Below are 17,486 nucleotides of genomic sequence, written 5' to 3' on the forward strand. Positions count from 1 at the left end.
GAATCTATGTATTTAAAAGCCATAAGTATGATTTCGAAAACTTATTTGATGTTATTAAAATCTTGCATCATCGTATTATTATTTACCAAAGTCGTCTCACTGTGTTACGCCCAAAGCGAGATAATACCTTTACATCCATTAGATGAACAACGAATAAATCAGATAAGCCAATCACTTGACGATGTACCAAAAGGATTAGGAGAGCCAGCAACAGACCGCAAAAGATGGGATGACTTACGTCAATCTGGAAAGTATGACAAATTCTTGAAAGAAATTAGACAGTACAGTTTTCCAGATTTTAATAAGGCCGAATATTTTTCTTTGTCGGACGGTACTGCATCATCTTCTGCTCCAGGACTAAACATGATGCGGAATAGAGCTAAAGGGCTTTCTATGCTAACTATTGCTGAATGCCTGGAAAATAAGGGTGAATTCCTAGAAGCTGTAGAAAATGGTTTGAAAGAAATCCTCGCGCAAAGGTCTTGGGTATCTCCCAGAGTAGACTATAACTTTATTAATTACAACGGAAAGCAGTACACTGTTGACCTGACCTCAGCGCTTTATGCCCATACTATAGCTCAGACCCTTTATTTACTAGAAGGAAAAATTGACAAAGATCTAAAAGCCGAGGCAGTTGCTGCTTTATATAAAAGAGTTTTTAATCCAATGCTCACAGTATTCAATAAACAAAATGCAAAGTATCATTCATGGTTAGTAGGAACTAACAATTGGAATGCAGTGTGTTTGTCAGGTGTCGTTGGTGCTGCCCTCACAGTAATAAATGATAAAAAAGAACGGGCAGTTTTTGCATATATTGGGGAGGAGTATTCGAGGAATTTTCTTGCCGGCTTTGAAGATGATGGTTATTGCTCAGAGGGAGTGACCTATTTCAATTATGGCTTTAGCCACTACTCACTACTAAGAGAAAATCTAAGAATAGCAACTAATGGAAACATAGAGCTATTTAAAAACCCTAAGGTATTATCAATTGCTACTTATGTACCGCGAATAATGGTATCGAACGGAATTTTTCCTGCTATATCTGATACTAAGGTGGGTACACGCCCTGACCCTCTACTAATGCACTACCTATCACGAACGCTTGAGTTAGGCTTGTCTGACTATGAAAAGATGGACGTCACTGGACGTACAGAAAACAATAGAATGGATGTCTTAGTACTTTTCCCAATTCCAGCTATAACGGAATCCAAAAATGCAAGGAAGATTAACTTCCAAGAATCGAGTCTAAGATCTTTTTTCGATAAATCAGGCATTTTGGTTGTTAGATCGTCTTCATCAAATGCTATATCGGCAGTTCTTAAAGGCGGAAACAATGCTGAAAATCACAATCACAATGATGTAGGGTCTTATACAATTGTACTGGGCAAAGAAATATTAACAGGCGACCCTGGAAGCATCCCATATTCAGCAGACATTTTTAAATCCGAGGCCCGATACAAGTATAAATCTATCTCCTCTTATGGTCATCCGGTTCCCCTTCCAGCGCAAACACAGCAGAGTGTTGGTCGCAATGCCTCCGCCAAGATTATTCAATCCAAGTTTAGTGAAGAAAAGGATATTTTGGTTTTCGATCTTAAATCCGCGTACAAGGTGTCAGGTATGTCAAAACTTGTCCGTTCTTTCACTTATGATCGAAGTCAGAACAGTTCTCTCGAGATTGAAGATGTTTTTGAATTTGCTTCACCTATGGAATTTGAAACTGCCTTAATTACAAGAGCTTTAATAAAAAAATATACGGATGATAAATGGATTTTTGATAGTAATGGACAAAAGCTACTTGTGAGCGTAAGTTGCGGTGATATGCCTTATGAAACATCTGTAGAGACAATTACCGAGGGAGGAATACCTTACAAACGAATGGCAATTAAATTAAAAAAGAAAACAAAAAGTGGAAAAATTATAGTAACATACAGACCATTCCAAACAAATTAATCGCAATATTAAGTTCGAAGCATGGAAATTTTGCAAACATCATACTATTTTTTAAAGATGAAGTAATTTGTTCGTCAGTTTACCAATATTGAACTGGGTGTGTACGCCACCAAAACGCAAAACGGCTCCACGCTGGGGTTTAACTTTGCCATACCTATTCCTCCGGGGAAAATCGCCCAGGGCCAACACGCGCGACTACGCACGACCGACGAATTCCGCTGGGAATATACTTACACCCGCGGTTACCGGATCGGCGAACGCTACCGTGTAGGTTACCAGCTGGATCAGAAGCTGAGACAGTTCCATCAGGATTATCTGGACAGGCAGCATCGGCAGTTGAAATAAATTGTTGTAACCGGAAACATCTTCCAATCCGTTATCCGCGATGGATGTGGGTTGAATCATAACTGCTCTACCGCAATTTGTGGATGAGGTATAAAAAAAACAAAAGCAGGAAACCCGGGGATTTCCTGCTTTTGTCATTAAGCTGTATCAGCAAACCTAAGCCAGCGGATGGTCAAGACGGTGGTTGGTATCTTTGGATTCAGTACCTATTTTAGCGCCAAATCCTGATGCCACTACGCCCAGCAATAAGCCAAAGAAACCAAATATAGCTGCTTTGGATGCTGCTGAAGCTGCGTCGTCTGCCAGTTGGCGGGCTTTGATTTCCGCATCTTTTTTGGCCTGTTCAAATTTGACCTGCGCCTGTTTGTAGGCATTGATCCAGTTATTGACGATCTGCTCAGATTCTTCACGGCTTTTGCCGGTTCTGTTCATGACCACATTCACCGCATCATCCCGGTCTACCTGAGATACAGTTTCTTTGCCGTCTTTGAAAAGATTACGGAACAAGCTTCCGGCAATGTCATCCGTGTTGGCGGGATCTTTCGCCGCCGCCCCGGCTGCATTGTCGGCCTTTCCAACTGCACGGTCTGCCTTCTGTTCCAATCTGTCAGGATTCAGCGCAGGATTTTCGGTTTGGCGCAGCAATTTGTTTGCTTCGTTTTTCAAATCAGAAAAATCGACATTTTGTATATCAATCCCATTCTCTTTCATTTGATTCTGGACTGCATCACCCATCGCCGGGGCTGCTGCGGCCACACCTGCGCCGGCTGTTTTCACTAGTCCGCCGACCAGTCTGCCCGCACCACCGATAAGACTACCAATTGTGGTGGTAAGAAAGTAGATCGTGATCACTGTAACCACGCACCAGGTAAGCACCCCATGCAGAACGCCATCGAATAAACGCGGAGCACTTGCCAGGCGGCCAGCCACCCAGCTGCCTGCAAAAAGCGAGATCAGACTGCTGATGATATACCAGATCGCACTTCCCATGCCCAGTCCGGCAGCGGGATTTTTTTCTTCCATCGCATCTATACTTCCCAGGCCTATTCCAAACCCTAATAGTGAAAGCAGCATCTGTACGACGATGGCAACGAGCACACCGGCAAAAACAGCGCTCCAGGAAATTCTTTTTAATTGAACCAATCCTCTATCGTGAACCGGCTGTGTGTATGGTCGACTTTGTTCCATGATATAATGTGTTGCTAATGGGTGAGTTATTTGTTGATGATTGCAGAGCGGGCGGAAAGGCGAAGGATGGTCAGCTACCGGACCCTCCCCCGCTTTCGCACGTATCCGGACGGATCAGTATTTTTTTTGAAAGTTATCCATGGCTGATTTAGCGCCATCCTTAGCCTGATCAGCATAATCGTTCGCTGTATCTTTGGCATCTTCTCCCGCTGATTCAGCTGCATCCTTTGCATCGCCGGCAAGCTCATCTGCTTTGTCCTTGGCTTTGTCCCAGTGCTTGCTCAGCTTGTCTTTTTGTTTTTCTGCACCGTCTTTGATTTTCTCGCGCAAAGCCTTACCTGATTTCTGAGTAAATAAGAGTGTTGCACAAACGCCAATGGCTGCTCCCAGCAGTAGCCCTATGGCCAATCCTTCATTACGTTCGTCGTGGTTGTTGAAGTCCACATTTCCATACCTGGTTTTCATAGTCTGTTATATTTTGTTTAATGAACAGATGAGTGCCATGTAAAAAGCATGCCATTCAGCGACCTGATGCGCCTGGCGATGATCACATAACTTTCTGATTTACATGTAACTACAGGACACCCTCCGATATAAGAAAGTGGTCTATCAAGGTTGACAGCTAGCAGGTTAACCCTGTTAGGTATACGATCAGTAACAGTCGGATTGATAGAAACCAGACTTACTAAAAAATTTTAAAAAAGGCAGGCAGCGTACTGATCCGTACCAGGCACTTGGGCAATATCCCAACCGAAATAGGTGGGGTATTGGCTGTCCCGGAATCGCACTGTTCATTGGCTAAACTTCTACAAGAGCCGGGCAGATGACCACACCGGATCGGATCATGGGATATAGCAGGAATGATATGTGGGCAACCGCGGTATAAATTCCATACAAAACCGGAACTCGGGAAAATACGGATCAGATTCCGGCAAAAAATCCACATCCTGCCATCTGCACGCATTCCGCTGTCTGTATTTCTGTTTCTTAAGTGTGATGGGTCTCTCAGGGGCTCTCAACCGCTTGTAACCGTTGGTTTTCCGAGGATTAACTATTCAATTATACGTCTTTTGGTATCATTCTTTGGGTGTTTATGAGTAGTTAAACCATTGTTCCATGTCAGTTTTCTGACTTAAACTTCACAAACTTGCAAGAACTTGTTGAACCTACACTGAACTCCGGCCAGGTGTATGCCTCCCCGGAAGAGATTTATGGAAACCTATTCGAAGATGTTCAGAACAATCATGTTTTTGACGATTCCAAAACTTTCGCAGACGCGATTCCGCTCGAAGATCCTGCCTATATCATTGCCCTATATCAAAAGGAAAAAAACAACAGCGACTTTAATCTTTCCGAATTCGTCCAGGCGCATTTCCGTATACCTGCTCAGATTGCCTGCACATTTGAACCTGACATGACCGCACCGGTATCAGAGCATGTTGAAAAACTGTGGCCGGTACTTACGCGCCAGCCCGAAGACCAGGAGCGCGGTGGTTCACTGATCTACCTGCCCAATGCCTATGTGGTTCCGGGAGGTCGTTTCCGAGAGATCTATTACTGGGATACTTACTTCACCATGCTGGGCTTGAAGGAATCAGGTGAAACCGAACTGATCGCGAGCATGATTGACAACTTTGCCTACCTGATTGAAAACTTCGGGTTCATACCAACAGCCAACCGCACGTATTATCTGAGCCGTTCACAACCGCCATTTTTTTCTCTGATGGTCCGGTTGTATGCTGATATGGAGGGAAATCATATTCTTACCAAATACCTTCCTCACATGCAGCGGGAATATGATTATTGGATGGATGCAGCAGACGCGAGCGAGCCTTTCAGCGCGCACAGGAGACTGGTCAACCTGCCGGATGGAGCTGTTCTGAACAGATACTGGGACGATAAAGACACGCCAAGACCCGAATCCCATATTGAAGATGTAGAACTCGGCCACGAGGCTCAGGATAAGTATGGCGCAGCTCCGGAAGATACTTACCGTCATATCAGGGCTGCTGCGGAATCCGGCTGGGATTTCAGCAGCCGCTGGTTTGCTCATAAAGATGACTTTGCTTCAGTCCATACCACAGATATTTTACCTGTTGACCTGAACTGTCTGATGTATTTTCTTGAACAAACACTTGCAGAAGCTTACGAGCATCAGGACGATAAACAGATGTATCTGCTCTACAAGGAAAAGGCAGCCAGGCGGGCATTGGCCATTGAGACCTATTTCTGGGATGAGAAAAAGCACTTTTATATGGATTATGATTTCAAAAAGCGCGATTTCACCGAGCACGTCACACTGGCAGGTACATTCCCGCTATTTTTCAAAGTGGCATCTGCCCACCAGGCCAGATATGTGAAAGGATATATCCGTCTGAACTTCATGAAATCAGGTGGTTTACTGACCACCAAACTTAACTCAGGCCAACAGTGGGATGCGCCCAATGGCTGGGCACCGCTTCAGTGGATTGCCTACAAAGGACTGCGCAACTACAATTTTCACCAGGCGGCGGATGAAATATCTGACGAGTGGCTGGGCCTGATCGATAAAGAGTTTAAACATTCAGGCAAAATGCTGGAAAAATACAATGTCTCTGACACCAACCTGATTGCTGGTGGTGGGGAATATGAGGTGCAGGAAGGTTTCGGCTGGACCAACGGCGTATACCTGAGAATGAAAAACAAAAAGTATCTGAAGTCGGTTGAAGGTTAAGCTCTATTTCTCAGGAGGCTAAAAAAATTAAAACCCTGTAAACTAAATACTTAAAGGGTTTTAATTTTTTAAAAACATCCTGATATATGCCTCACATTACGCATAAATTTTGACGAATTCCAGACGGTATTCTAAGTGATCAATGAGATGACTGTTTCCAGAAATCACCACCATGTCGCACCAGTTCGATTCCGGCCATTTCTACTGCATGGTAACCAGTTTGTACGACATCGGTTAACAATACAGCATCGTCGTGATTCAAATCATCCGCAATGACCACCGGAGTATGTCTGCATATAGGACACGGACATACTCCGGCTTTCCTCCGTCGTATCCGGCAGCAAGCCATGCTACAGGTGAAGATCCGAAGCACAGATACAGCAGCGGATTACCCTCCCATTGCGTCTCGGAAATGTTCGATCTCCCTTCTAGGCCTGTCACGATCAATTGACAACTCACTTGATGCTCAACCTCGCTATAGCATGACTCTGACCATTATTAATGATGTCGCCGGCTATCAGGTATTGATTTTCCGATTGCTTGTAGAGTTCCGACAGATAACTACTGGCATCCGCAATTTTATAATCCGACTTTAATATTCCGTCGGCACCGAATATGGCAATCTGTGATGAGTGTGTATTACTTCTGCTCAACAAAGCTATATAGCTATCATCCGGCCGGACCAAGATCTTGCTGGCAGTAAACGGCTTCTTGTTAACATAAAATGACAAATCTATTCCCCCATCCTTTTCTAATCTACAAAAATTCAGAAGCGGATATTTTGTATCTCTTTGGCTATCATCAACTAGTTGGTTAAAATTACCGCTGAAAATAATTTTCCCGTCTGATTGAACCGCCAGACTGGTAATGAGGCTAGCCGCATTACCCTGTGATGGTACCTCCTTGAAATGAAATGACAAGTCTAAACTACCATCAGCGTTTAACCTGGCTATATTTCTACGTTTGTTACTACCATCAACGAGTGTAAACTGTCCATAAACCAATGTCTTGTTGTCAGGCAAAGATACGAATGAGGCGTAGGTGTGACCATAAGTATTTTCGCCGGGGAAAGTTTTGTAACCGACACTCATCATATCCGAATCTGACGAACCATCCACATTCAACCGAAACCTGCCATACATCAGAAAGCCCAGACTTTGGTAGAGAGCAGATATCTCGCAAATTATTTTGCCATCCGGTTGGATTAACTTAATCAAAAGCGCGTTATTTTTCAGGGATGTATTTTCGACGAATGGATGAAATTTGAAGCTTTTGTCTAGTAATCCCGTTTCTGTGAGCCGAATAACGTCATAGGTCTTTTTGTCAATGATAAATTTACCGCTGACAATAACCTTCCCACTGGGTTGTACTCCGAGTCCCTGTATAGATTGTATAATCCAGCTCTTATCCTGATCTATATTAAAACCAGGATCCAACTTCCCATCTTTATCCAATCTAAAAATAGGAGCGCTTGTGCTCTTTAAGTCGCCGGTCATGACTACCTTACCATCTGGCTGTATCGCTGTAAGGCCTGCTTTTCCAAAGGGGACAGAATAACGGTTATCATAAGAAATTGGTGTATCGACAGTGCCGGGCACCTCTTCTTTGTCATCTTGCTGGTCAGGGGCAGGATCCTGTTTTTTGGAACAGCATATTAAACTGATAAGTAAAAGTGTACTCCATAGGCCGGTTGCAAGCGATTTCATTGGATAAATTATTTAAGTGTACTGAATCAATGTTCAAAGGTTTAGTATATTTCAGAGTCATAATCGCATTCGTGTACCTGCAAACTTTGAGCAACTGGAGATAATTTTATGAAGAAATTCGCCAGCTGAAATCAACTTAATTACATTGCCCGAAGGCATGTATAGGGTTTACAGCATGCTGTACCGTGGCAGCGGAATTATTGATCGAACTGATCAAGGCTCTTTGAGCTTTCTGCATTTGTTACTGCTATACCGCACTGAGGAATATTTCTTCCTTACAGATCATGGCGACATCCTAAGTACTTGTTGAATTCAAAACTAGCGGACCAAGACAAATTTCTCAAAGCCGCTTCCCGACTACTTACAGAAAAGTGGCAATACAGCTCCAGAGTGTTTCCACAAATCAAAAAATGAGTAGTGATTCTTTTATTGAAAAATTTCCTTTAAAATTGAATCTTTGTACATCAATCCTACCTAACGTTATGAACCATTCCCTCCACGAAAGAAAAATTATGTTTGCCTTTTACCTGTGTGAAAACATCAGGAGTAAAGTTGTTTCTTCCGCACGCCCTGCAATTCAAAATTACCTTGATAGATTAAAAAATGCTTCCGTATTCAACACAGTTAACAGCACTAAATACGTTTCTGCAAAAACGATCCAGGATATTCTGGCGTCGGTAGCCGGAGACAAAAAGGCACTCACAAATACGAAGATAGAAACGCTTGAACGAGTAGCTGGTCTGTTTGCATGTGAATATAAAACGATAGAAGAATTCTATTCTAAAATCGGTTTTACGAAAAAAGGAACTCCCTATATAAAGTCTATGAAAGCCTACCTTGTGCAGGGCCAGGCGTCACGATCAAAATCAGCAAAGACTCTACGCTTTTCCCGGAGAGCTCATACATTTCCAGGAAAATGGGAAGGTTTAACTTTTGAAATGAAAGGAGAGTTCCCTCTCAAAATGAATCTGTATAAAAACGGTAGCGATAACCACCTGAAAGGCGAAGGCTCTATCGTGTATCATGTGGAAGAGAAGCCAGTTAATAGAGATCAAATACTACTCTTTGAAGGAGAGATATTAGATCATCCAGACTTTGTACGACTCCATTATAAAAACAGCAGCCATGATAAAGTGCAATTTGGAACAATCTACTTTAAACTTTCAGACGACGGTCAGGTATTGGAAGGTAATTTTTTGGCTATGGTTGGTGGAGCAGTGACAGCATGGTTACCGGGCGCATTAGACTTGAAAAAGTACACATGGATAACATGCCATGTTAACATCGATTGTTTTTATCATAAGCATTGTAGGGTTCCGGACAAACCAGGTTTGGAGCGCCCCGAAAGTTTTGCTTAGCTCAATACAGTATTGCACCTCGCTATTCTTAACAGTCAGTGCAGACTCACCTTTGGAGCTTAGTTAAAGATGCTTTCTGATGTTTTCAAGCCCTACTATAGAGCGTATTTTGGTCGTTTATAATATTTCGACCTAGTCTATCAATATTTTTAAAGATATTGATAGACATCGGATTCCTAAACCACCAGTTTAAAACAGATGGATCATATCAGTCATGAATCTGGTTTTTTGAATCTGCGTTATTGAATGCGTTCTGCACCAACAGAAGCGCTATTTTGATCCTTATAAGTTATTGACAATAAAAGAGATAGAAAATTAGTTTAAATCCCTCACTGAACAACGCAGTTGCACATCTGTATGAACCAGCTCCGAGACTCCGGTCAAAGAGTTGGTTTTTACGGTCGCTTCCCCACCATCCCACCGAAGCTTCTCCTCCGGCTCGGGCACGAATTTATTAAGCGACCAAATGATTAAAGACATGCATTTTTTGAACCAACCACCCACCGGCGCAGTCCGGCCGCACAATGGTAGCCACAGATTTGAACGAAGTTGACAGTGTAGTACCGCTTATGGCATCGCCTGAGCAACAAACGGAACAGTTTTTCCGGGATGTAGTCGAAGGGTTATCGGGTGAGCCGAAAAAACTGCAATCCAAATATTTTTATGATCAGGTCGGCGACGAGCTGTTTCAACAGATCATGGCATGCCCCGAATATTACCTCAGCCGCTGCGAGGCCGAGATATTCAGACAACAAGCAGACGCTATGGCCCAATTCCTGCACAACACAGCTGGCTCATTTGACCTCATAGAACTGGGAGCCGGAGATGCGACGAAATCACAGTATCTGCTTCAGGCCCTTGCAGACCGGCAGGCCACATTTACCTATATGCCCATTGATATATCCGGCAATATACTTTCTGTATTACAAAGTCGACTAACCCACGAAATTCCCGGTCTTGATCTGCAGCCGTTTCAGGGCGAGTATTTTGATATGCTGAGAGAGGCCACCGGCGCATCGACAAGACCGAAAGTGGTGATGTTTCTTGGCGGGAACATTGGTAACATGGAGGTAGCAGAGGCGCAACAGTTCTGCAAAATGCTGAGAAGTTTCCTGAATTCCGACGATCTGGTGTTGATCGGTTTCGATTTGAAAAAACAACCTTCTGTTATTCTGGATGCCTATCATGATCATCTGGGATTGACCAGCCAGTTTAATCTGAACCTGCTCAGAAGAATCAACCAGGAGTTGCATGCAGACTTTAACCTGCACGATTTCATGCATTACCCATGTTATGACCCTATGACAGGTTCGTGCAGAAGTTATCTTATCAGTCAAAAAGACCAAACCGTACGCATCGGAGATCAGACCATCACTTTCGCTGAAAACGAACCCATTTTCATGGAAGTATCTCAAAAGTTTTCTCCGCAGGAAATTGACGCACTTTCAGAAAACGCCGGTTTTACACCTGTTCATAGACACTACGACTCAAAGCGGTGGTTTATCGACGATTTCTGGAAAGCGATATGACCCGATTACCTTCAACAAACTCTTGACCATGGATTTACTCCTACAATATGAATCAGTGCGCGCGCTCACTGAGAAGATTTGCGAACCGCTTCAAACAGAGGACTATGTAGTACAACCGATCGCTGATGTGAGTCCTCCTAAATGGCATCTGGGACATACCACCTGGTTTTTTGAAACCTTTATTTTAAAGGCCTACGCAGCTGCTTACCAGGAATTTGATGCGAACTATAATTTTGTATTCAACAGCTATTACGAAACGGTGGGAGCCCGGGTTCTGCGGACCGACCGCGGGAATCTGAGCCGTCCGTCTGTAGAAGATGTATACAGATACAGAAAATATGTGGATGAGCAGATCCGGGAGCTGATTCTTTCCGGTGACCCGCTCGGCCAGGATGTAAGTACGCTGCTTGAACTTGGCCTTCAGCATGAACAACAACACCAGGAACTGCTTTATTCTGACATTAAATACATACTTGGGCATAACCCTTTGTTCCCTGTTTACCAAAGTGAAAGAAACAATCAGTCATACAAAATCGCTACAGATGAATACACGAAATTCCAGGCAGGTCTTTACGAAATAGGTTATGATGGTCAGGGATTTTGTTTTGACAATGAGTTAGGCCGTCATAAGATTTATTTGGATGACTTTCACATTTCCCACACCCTGGTCACTAACGGGGAATACTTGGATTTCATCAACGACGGAGGCTACAGGCATTTCGAATTCTGGCATGCCGAGGGCTGGCAATGGGTGAAAGAGAAGAGCATTGCATCACCGCTATACTGGCATTGGATTGATAACCAGTGGATGCATTACACTTTTGCAGGTCTACAACCGGTTGAGCATCAGGACACGCTTTGCCATATCAGTTATTACGAGGCTTCTGCATTCGCGGCATGGAAAAAGCAAAGACTGCCTACTGAAGCTGAATGGGAAGTGGCAGCTGGCGCTCTGGAATGGGGAACACGTTGGGAATGGACTAACAGTGCCTATCTGGCCTACCCTGGTTACCAGAAAGCTGCGGGTGCCATCGGAGAATACAACGGCAAATTCATGGTCAACCAAATGGTACTGCGTGGCGCATCTATATGTACCTCGCCGGGCCACAGCCGCACCACATACCGAAACTTTTTTCATCCTATGCATCAATGGCAATTTACAGGCATCCGGCTTGGCTATTGATCCAAATAGTACAGGTCCGTTGTTAGCTGTATGCTTATTGATACGATGCAGCTACTTGTTTAGAGGCGACGCCGGCGAGAGGCGCACTTCCACCCGACGGTTGAACTTTTTGTTGTGTTCGCAGTCATTGGGAGCTGCCGGTTTGATGCCACCGTATGCTTTACTTGCTATGGATCCGGCAAGGTCTGTGGAGCGCAAAAGGTAAGCTCTCACTACGCTATTGCGTTCCATGGATAGTTTCATGTTCGGTATTGCTTTGGGAAAAATAAATAATGGTACTGATATCATCTTTAAGAATAGACCGGGATACAGTCGTGCTCAGGGCTGATGCTGACGATGGCTTCGCTGTCAGGTAATATGTCTCGACCCCGTTGAGCTCCCCTATTATCAAAGATTCATTGAGCAAATGATAGCCATCTGCGTAAATGGAAATGTTTACCGTATCGGTGACGGCTAACTTGTACCTGTAGGTTTTGTCTTCCAGAAGTGGTGTGATTGCATGGTCGACGTGCTGGTGGATGATCAAAATCCTGGCATCCACAGGCTGCAGGGTTTCTTTGTCTACTACCCGGATGCTCACACGAGGCACCTGATGATTTCCTTTTGATATATTTTGGCTCCGGGACACATGAGCGGAGATACAAATACAGATCATACCGTATATAAAAGACCTCATAACAACCGGGAGTTAGTGGTGTGGCAGCAACGTATCGATATTTAAATATCAGGAATAAATATAAAATCATAATGGTATATTGCCAATTTTATAGTAGACCCTAAAAGGGTAGTCATTATTTCTGCTCCTATCTCCCCTATTCCAATGAATTTAGGGAAGTTTCGCCAGCGACGGCTAACAGTACTATGATCACATGGTATTGTTTTTGTTGAGACGGCCGGTGTATTGCGCTAACATATGCGTTTGCTTATAACAAACAAATCAAAACAAGCTTATCCGACAAGATGAATCAAGAATCCAGGCTCAAAAACAGCTATAAAAAAATGCTTGCATGGTATGCATATAGAGCAAAAGAAAATGCCAAATCGCTACAGAAACTCCTGCAGTTATTACCAGAACTGGACACGGAATCAAAGGCTGACGAAACCTATGATAAAGATGTAGATGACCTGGAATCGCTCAAACTGATCTATGAGACCAGCATACGGAATTTTGAAAGCCAGGTAGATAAGTATAAAAAGTTGATTGAAGATTTCGGCAAAAATCAGGATCCGAAATAAACAGAACATCATCAGTTTACTAGCGGTCTTTTCTGTTTAAAACAGACCTGCCTATGCATCCAGTCAGTTAAGCGTGATCCTCATCGCTGGATTTCCTTCTGTATATCTGCTGTTAGATCCAGTGCATCTTCCAGCTTACGCAGTAATGAATCTGTATTTGCCTGAGGTGTGGCCATAATCTCGCCTTTTGCAGCTGTTAAAACAGGAATCAATCTATCGCAGACCACATCTTTAAGGCGTTTTTTGACATCTTCACCTTCCTGGTACCGCTCTTCCAAAAGCTTATGCAGTATTTTCATAGAACGCTGCATTTTTCTGTTCTCCATCAGGCTGACCACGTTATTGGCCAGAATCTGCAAAGCCTCAAGTTGTGTAGCTGACAGCGCGTTGGGCTTGTGGTCTATTACACACAAAGATCCCAGCGCGAAACCATTCGTATCCACCAGCGGCGCACCCGCGTAGAAAATCACATGTGGATCGCCTGAAACAAGGGGATTTGCGGAAAACCGGGAATCAATCCGCGAATCCGGAACAACAAATACCTGCGAAGGATTCTGAATAGTATGTGTACAGAACGCGTATTCACGCGGCGTTTCCCTCACAGAAAGCCCCCGATTGGATTTAAACCACTGCCTGGTATCATCGATCAAACTGATTAGTGATACGGGCATCTGGCAAATTTCTGACGCTAACTTGGTAATATCTTCGTACTCTTTCTCCGAAATTGAATCAAGAATATTGTATTCTTTAAGCGCTTCAATTCTCTGAGATTCTTCAATGTTAAATATAGATTCTGGCATTTGTTGGTGATGATCAGTACAAATTTAAGCATAATTGTCGAAACAGATATGTAACCCCACCGTTTGCCGTGGCAAACCTTTGCTTGTTCGTATATGTCTAACGGTTACTAATGGCATACCTGCTTCTGACTATTCTTTGAGTTTCCGAATTGGTGCCGCCCTCGGGTCATTTATCATCATTGATCCACAATAACATTCTACTTTGAAATGCATAGGTGCACGTGCCCACATCGTATTTGATTAACTATTTTGTAGAATTTTAAGAACAATGTCCGCTCTGCATCTGGGAAAAACAAACCCCAAAATAAAGCTTCTCCATCCGAAAACACATTTCTCATATAACAGGAAGGTAAGAATCTTTATTAAAAATAGAATTTAATTCGATTAATCGATAGAAATTTTACTATTGATTTTCAGTCCATTACATCGATTTGATCTTATACCTCTATCAAGAACAGAAAAAATAGACGGTTCGATCCTAAAATGTGGGTATGATTCGCATAGATATTTAATGATTAAAACCAGATTAAATTTCCTCTTTTATACAAGTACATATGAAAATCGGTATTATTGACGATGACCCGGTATGTCACTTTCTATACTGCAAATTGATTGAAAGGGTATCTGATGACCATCAGATCTTACGTTTTCACAATGGACTGGAGGCAATGGAATATTTAATTCTGAATGCTGAGAAGCCGGATCTGCATCCTGATCTGATTCTGCTTGATGTCAATATGCCAACTATGAACGGATGGCAATTTCTGGAAAAGCTTAGATTGATAAAGCCGTCCGCATACTCGCCGGAAATATACCTGATCAGCTCATCAACAGACCCAAGAGACGTAGACAGCGCGATGCAATTCCCCGAACTGAAAGGTTTTCTTCAAAAGCCGTTGACCAAAACTCAAATTGCTCAGATGCTCGAGGACGTACCATCGGCAGTGAGTCTGACCTCTTATAGAGTCAATGGCTGGCCGATCGTTTACAATGCCTCTCCTGGTTCATTACAGCAGTCATTGAAGTAATTAAAAAAAGGTCAGATCAGTATCCAGGATCAACCGTAAATTCGGCTGTCTATAGCACATTACGTCGTTTAAACTGTACTAGTTGGTGAAGCTGATCACTTGGCGTATTTTTCCGTCCAGTTCTTTTGCTGCCTGGTCCAGCATCATGATCTCTTCCTTCATATCTGTAGTAGTCTCCTCGGATCTAATCAATTCGATAATACCAAGTATCGAAGAGACTGGTCGTCTGAGTTCATGAGACTGGACGAATGCTATCTGTCTGAGCGCCTGGTTTTGCTTCAGAACCAGCTGCTCCTGCCGGATTCGCTCCGTAATGTCTGTGGCGTTGAAAGAAACGCCTATGATATCGTTATGCTTGCCCAAGGCCGGTTCAAAACTCATATACCAATAAACTGAATGGCCATCCTGATAGGTGAGTTCCTTTTCGCTGGTCACGTTCTCCCCCTTCATGGCAGCTCCGCAATTCAGGATAAATTCCTCCTGATAGTTATCATGAAGAAATGCGGTAACAGGCATTTTTTCTTTAATCACAATGTCCAGATTGTCTTTTACAAAACCAGCCACAATTTTATTAAATGCAAGCACTTCGAGTTCTTTTCCTATGAGTAAATGACAACTGACGGTACTTTCGAAAAATGATTTAAGCTTTATCTCTGATAATTGCAACTGTTCCACCTGATCTTTTAGCAGGTTAATGCTTATATCAAATTCTATGATCTGAATAATTTGTCCGGATAAGGTCAGCAACATCTTTTTTTGATTATCGCTAAGCAGGCGTGGATTTCTGTCCATTACCGAAAGACAGCCCAGCATGTATCCATCCCTGGTAGCCAGTGGTGCCCCTGCGTAAAACCTGATGTTCGAATCACCCGTAACAAGACCCTTGTCCCGGAAATGTGCATCCTGCTGAGCATCTTTAATTTCAAAAATAGTATCGCAACTAATTGTAAGCTGAAAGATTTCATTATTAAGTGCTGCATCAGGCTGCTCAGAGCCAGCCTGAAACCGGATGTATTGCATATGCTCGTCGAGCAATGTAATCAGCGCTACCGGTGTATCACAAACATCTGCTGCTAACCTGACAATCTGCTGCAACTCATCTCTTCTATTTACTTCCAGTTTCAGAAAGCGGCTCACGGTGGCAGCACGATCTAAATTGTACAATGGCATATATTCTTAATAATTAAAGGTCTATCCTTTACGTAGCCCGCAGTAATTTAATAATTTGTCACCAAAGAACTATTAATTATTCGAAAATTGATCCGCATTAATTCGAATAGAGGCATAATTGTTTGGCCACACCTTGCATACAATCTAAACTTTTCATCCGATGGAATCAGAACTTCCCAAGAACATTATTGAAGTTGAAAGAATATTTGATACAGATGTAGCAACGCTTTTTAACGCGTGGACTCAACTGGATCATCTTAGTCAATGGTGGCGTCCCATGGGTGAAACACTGAATGATATGAAGAATGAGCTCCAGGAAGGTGGGACCATTGCCTATTACATAGGACAAGCCGGGCTCGAAGTTACAGGTTTATACAAAGAAGTAATTCCTAATGAAAAGCTTGTGTATTCCTGGATTTGGAATATGAGCGATGAAGGCTCTGCCGACGGCTATACATTGCATATCCAATTCTCACCACACGGTCAGTCGCAAAGCAGGTTACAGGTGCGCCAGGAAGGATTCTCTGCTCCTGAGTATTTGCCTGCTCATCAGCAAGGCTGGGATAAGGGATTGAATGATCTGGCAGCTTACTTCTCCAGTATGAATAAGGAAAAGAATTGATACTTTACAAATTGATACTTTACAAAAAGATGAACGTACAATGAGAACTTCGTACTAATGTGAAGCCAACTACAGTAAGTTCGTGAATAGGACAAACGCTAATAAGTATACGCAGCTTCTTTTTACATGAGAAGTATTTGGGAATCGAAGAGCTTTCTATCATCAGCTGTAGTCACTCATTGAGTGAACAGGATCAGGAAGCCCTTCGATTACAACCGATGCGGGACGAACCGACCAGCAATTCGTAGCTTCAGGTGCTTAACAATATCGCGGTTAACGACTGATTTGGTATCCAGCATGTGATTTACAGAAACCTTACGGTGTATACTGGTTTTTGAATGCGCGGGCGTTTTCCTTCTTTGCTCACAGCCTGGCGCTGTTCAACAGATACGTCTTTCTTGTTTGCAAAAGGATTCGTATTAATGTACGATTTGTCTGAGTTTGAATTGGTTTCCATGATTTTATTTTGTTAAAATGAAGTTATTCGTTGATATCTATGTAGGATTAAAAACCGTGCCAAAATCCTGAAAGTTGATTTAAACTTATCAGAAAACCGACATAACATACTCACTAAACAACTGATAATGAGTTTATAAAAATTCGATGCTAAATGTTTTTCTGAACCAGTGTGGCTGATTTACGTAATTACAAAACC

19 protein-coding genes are annotated in these 17,486 nt (G+C 42.9%); 8 read left to right on the forward strand and 11 right to left on the reverse strand.

The window, feature by feature from the left end; genetic code table 11:
• Positions 1-6 precede the first annotated feature (6 nt).
• Positions 7-1,953, forward strand: a complete 1,947-nt coding sequence (locus tag AC1XUE_RS04125; protein ID WP_483354659.1) for a hypothetical protein — start codon at positions 7-9, stop codon at positions 1,951-1,953.
• A gap of 195 nt (positions 1,954-2,148) precedes the next feature.
• Here the strand turns inward: AC1XUE_RS04125 and AC1XUE_RS04130 are convergent, their stop codons facing one another.
• From AC1XUE_RS04130 to AC1XUE_RS04140, 3 genes are all read right to left on the reverse strand, one after another.
• A complete protein-coding gene (locus tag AC1XUE_RS04130) occupies positions 2,149-2,358 on the reverse strand; it encodes a hypothetical protein (protein ID WP_483354660.1) in 210 nt (69 codons plus the stop codon).
• A gap of 96 nt (positions 2,359-2,454) precedes the next feature.
• Complete coding sequence (locus AC1XUE_RS04135) at positions 2,455-3,486, reverse strand: YrzE family protein (RefSeq protein WP_483354661.1); 1,032 nt, start codon at positions 3,484-3,486, stop codon at positions 2,455-2,457.
• Between the two features lie 114 nt (positions 3,487-3,600).
• On the reverse strand, positions 3,601-3,951 hold the full coding sequence (locus AC1XUE_RS04140) for a YtxH domain-containing protein (RefSeq protein WP_483354662.1): 351 nt from the start codon (positions 3,949-3,951) through the stop codon (positions 3,601-3,603).
• Positions 3,952-4,633: 682 nt separating this feature from the next.
• On the opposite strand from AC1XUE_RS04140, the gene treA reads away from it, so the two are divergent.
• A complete protein-coding gene (treA, locus tag AC1XUE_RS04145) occupies positions 4,634-6,199 on the forward strand; it encodes an alpha,alpha-trehalase TreA (protein WP_483354663.1) in 1,566 nt (521 codons plus the stop codon).
• 258 nt (positions 6,200-6,457) lie between these two features.
• Here the strand turns inward: treA and AC1XUE_RS04150 are convergent, their stop codons facing one another.
• Together AC1XUE_RS04150 and AC1XUE_RS04155 are read right to left on the reverse strand one after the other, a co-directional pair.
• Entirely contained in the window at positions 6,458-6,640 is a 183-nt protein-coding gene (locus tag AC1XUE_RS04150; protein WP_483354664.1) for a hypothetical protein, read from the reverse strand.
• Between the two features lie 14 nt (positions 6,641-6,654).
• Positions 6,655-7,905: a hypothetical protein gene (locus AC1XUE_RS04155; protein ID WP_483354665.1), complete on the reverse strand. Its 1,251-nt coding sequence runs from the start codon at positions 7,903-7,905 to the stop codon at positions 6,655-6,657.
• A 482-nt stretch (positions 7,906-8,387) separates the two neighbouring features.
• Between AC1XUE_RS04155 and AC1XUE_RS04160 the strand changes: the two genes are divergently transcribed.
• The gene (locus tag AC1XUE_RS04160) at positions 8,388-9,263 is read left to right on the forward strand and encodes a hypothetical protein (RefSeq protein ID WP_483354666.1); all 876 of its coding nucleotides are present in this window, start codon (positions 8,388-8,390) and stop codon (positions 9,261-9,263) included.
• A 315-nt stretch (positions 9,264-9,578) separates the two neighbouring features.
• Here the strand turns inward: AC1XUE_RS04160 and AC1XUE_RS04165 are convergent, their stop codons facing one another.
• Entirely contained in the window at positions 9,579-9,743 is a 165-nt protein-coding gene (locus AC1XUE_RS04165; RefSeq protein WP_483354667.1) for a hypothetical protein, read from the reverse strand.
• Between the two features lie 44 nt (positions 9,744-9,787).
• On the opposite strand from AC1XUE_RS04165, the gene egtD reads away from it, so the two are divergent.
• Together egtD and egtB are read left to right on the forward strand one after the other, a co-directional pair.
• Positions 9,788-10,792, forward strand: coding sequence for an L-histidine N(alpha)-methyltransferase (gene egtD / locus AC1XUE_RS04170; protein ID WP_483354668.1), 1,005 nt, complete (start codon positions 9,788-9,790; stop codon positions 10,790-10,792).
• Between the two features lie 28 nt (positions 10,793-10,820).
• Complete coding sequence (gene egtB / locus AC1XUE_RS04175) at positions 10,821-11,975, forward strand: ergothioneine biosynthesis protein EgtB (RefSeq protein ID WP_483354669.1); 1,155 nt, start codon at positions 10,821-10,823, stop codon at positions 11,973-11,975.
• 51 nt (positions 11,976-12,026) lie between these two features.
• Here egtB and AC1XUE_RS04180 read toward each other — a convergent pair whose 3' ends face one another.
• Together AC1XUE_RS04180 and AC1XUE_RS04185 are read right to left on the reverse strand one after the other, a co-directional pair.
• Positions 12,027-12,206, reverse strand: a complete 180-nt coding sequence (locus tag AC1XUE_RS04180) for a hypothetical protein (protein WP_483354670.1) — start codon at positions 12,204-12,206, stop codon at positions 12,027-12,029.
• Positions 12,193-12,651: a hypothetical protein gene (locus AC1XUE_RS04185; protein WP_483354671.1), complete on the reverse strand. Its 459-nt coding sequence runs from the start codon at positions 12,649-12,651 to the stop codon at positions 12,193-12,195. The genes AC1XUE_RS04180 and AC1XUE_RS04185 overlap by 14 nt, the downstream gene beginning before the upstream one ends.
• Before the next feature lie 284 nt (positions 12,652-12,935).
• Here AC1XUE_RS04185 and AC1XUE_RS04190 point away from each other — a divergent pair, with 284 nt between their 5' ends.
• Positions 12,936-13,211, forward strand: coding sequence for a hypothetical protein (locus AC1XUE_RS04190; RefSeq protein WP_483354672.1), 276 nt, complete (start codon positions 12,936-12,938; stop codon positions 13,209-13,211).
• 80 nt (positions 13,212-13,291) lie between these two features.
• Here AC1XUE_RS04190 and AC1XUE_RS04195 read toward each other — a convergent pair whose 3' ends face one another.
• The gene (locus AC1XUE_RS04195) at positions 13,292-14,011 is read right to left on the reverse strand and encodes a GAF domain-containing protein (RefSeq protein WP_483354673.1); all 720 of its coding nucleotides are present in this window, start codon (positions 14,009-14,011) and stop codon (positions 13,292-13,294) included.
• Positions 14,012-14,565: 554 nt separating this feature from the next.
• Here AC1XUE_RS04195 and AC1XUE_RS04200 point away from each other — a divergent pair.
• Positions 14,566-15,039, forward strand: a complete 474-nt coding sequence (locus AC1XUE_RS04200) for a response regulator (protein WP_483354674.1) — start codon at positions 14,566-14,568, stop codon at positions 15,037-15,039.
• Between the two features lie 78 nt (positions 15,040-15,117).
• Here the strand turns inward: AC1XUE_RS04200 and AC1XUE_RS04205 are convergent, their stop codons facing one another.
• Positions 15,118-16,209: a GAF domain-containing protein gene (locus AC1XUE_RS04205; RefSeq protein WP_483354675.1), complete on the reverse strand. Its 1,092-nt coding sequence runs from the start codon at positions 16,207-16,209 to the stop codon at positions 15,118-15,120.
• Positions 16,210-16,369: 160 nt separating this feature from the next.
• On the opposite strand from AC1XUE_RS04205, the gene AC1XUE_RS04210 reads away from it, so the two are divergent.
• Positions 16,370-16,831, forward strand: coding sequence for an SRPBCC family protein (locus AC1XUE_RS04210; protein WP_483354676.1), 462 nt, complete (start codon positions 16,370-16,372; stop codon positions 16,829-16,831).
• Between the two features lie 304 nt (positions 16,832-17,135).
• Here AC1XUE_RS04210 and AC1XUE_RS04215 read toward each other — a convergent pair whose 3' ends face one another.
• Positions 17,136-17,288 (reverse strand): hypothetical protein, encoded by a 153-nt coding sequence (locus AC1XUE_RS04215; RefSeq protein ID WP_483354677.1) that lies wholly within the window; start codon positions 17,286-17,288, stop codon positions 17,136-17,138.
• Between the last annotated feature and the right edge of the window lie 198 nt (positions 17,289-17,486).

Source organism: Dyadobacter sp. HNCC25DJ187 (genome assembly GCF_056895255.1).

Coding starts and splice junctions, on each gene's coding strand:
- AC1XUE_RS04125 (WP_483354659.1), top strand. CDS start 7: ATGTATTTAAAAGCCATAAGTATGATTTCGAAAACTTATTTGATGTTA.
- AC1XUE_RS04130 (WP_483354660.1), bottom strand. CDS start 2,358: ATGATTCAACCCACATCCATCGCGGATAACGGATTGGAAGATGTTTCC.
- AC1XUE_RS04135 (WP_483354661.1), bottom strand. CDS start 3,486: ATGGAACAAAGTCGACCATACACACAGCCGGTTCACGATAGAGGATTG.
- AC1XUE_RS04140 (WP_483354662.1), bottom strand. CDS start 3,951: ATGAAAACCAGGTATGGAAATGTGGACTTCAACAACCACGACGAACGT.
- AC1XUE_RS04155 (WP_483354665.1), bottom strand. CDS start 7,905: ATGAAATCGCTTGCAACCGGCCTATGGAGTACACTTTTACTTATCAGT.
- AC1XUE_RS04160 (WP_483354666.1), top strand. CDS start 8,388: ATGAACCATTCCCTCCACGAAAGAAAAATTATGTTTGCCTTTTACCTG.
- AC1XUE_RS04165 (WP_483354667.1), bottom strand. CDS start 9,743: ATGTCTTTAATCATTTGGTCGCTTAATAAATTCGTGCCCGAGCCGGAG.
- egtD (WP_483354668.1), top strand. CDS start 9,788: ATGGTAGCCACAGATTTGAACGAAGTTGACAGTGTAGTACCGCTTATG.
- egtB (WP_483354669.1), top strand. CDS start 10,821: ATGGATTTACTCCTACAATATGAATCAGTGCGCGCGCTCACTGAGAAG.
- AC1XUE_RS04180 (WP_483354670.1), bottom strand. CDS start 12,206: ATGGAACGCAATAGCGTAGTGAGAGCTTACCTTTTGCGCTCCACAGAC.
- AC1XUE_RS04185 (WP_483354671.1), bottom strand. CDS start 12,651: ATGAGGTCTTTTATATACGGTATGATCTGTATTTGTATCTCCGCTCAT.
- AC1XUE_RS04190 (WP_483354672.1), top strand. CDS start 12,936: ATGAATCAAGAATCCAGGCTCAAAAACAGCTATAAAAAAATGCTTGCA.
- AC1XUE_RS04195 (WP_483354673.1), bottom strand. CDS start 14,011: ATGCCAGAATCTATATTTAACATTGAAGAATCTCAGAGAATTGAAGCG.
- AC1XUE_RS04200 (WP_483354674.1), top strand. CDS start 14,566: ATGAAAATCGGTATTATTGACGATGACCCGGTATGTCACTTTCTATAC.
- AC1XUE_RS04205 (WP_483354675.1), bottom strand. CDS start 16,209: ATGCCATTGTACAATTTAGATCGTGCTGCCACCGTGAGCCGCTTTCTG.
- AC1XUE_RS04210 (WP_483354676.1), top strand. CDS start 16,370: ATGGAATCAGAACTTCCCAAGAACATTATTGAAGTTGAAAGAATATTT.
- AC1XUE_RS04215 (WP_483354677.1), bottom strand. CDS start 17,288: ATGGAAACCAATTCAAACTCAGACAAATCGTACATTAATACGAATCCT.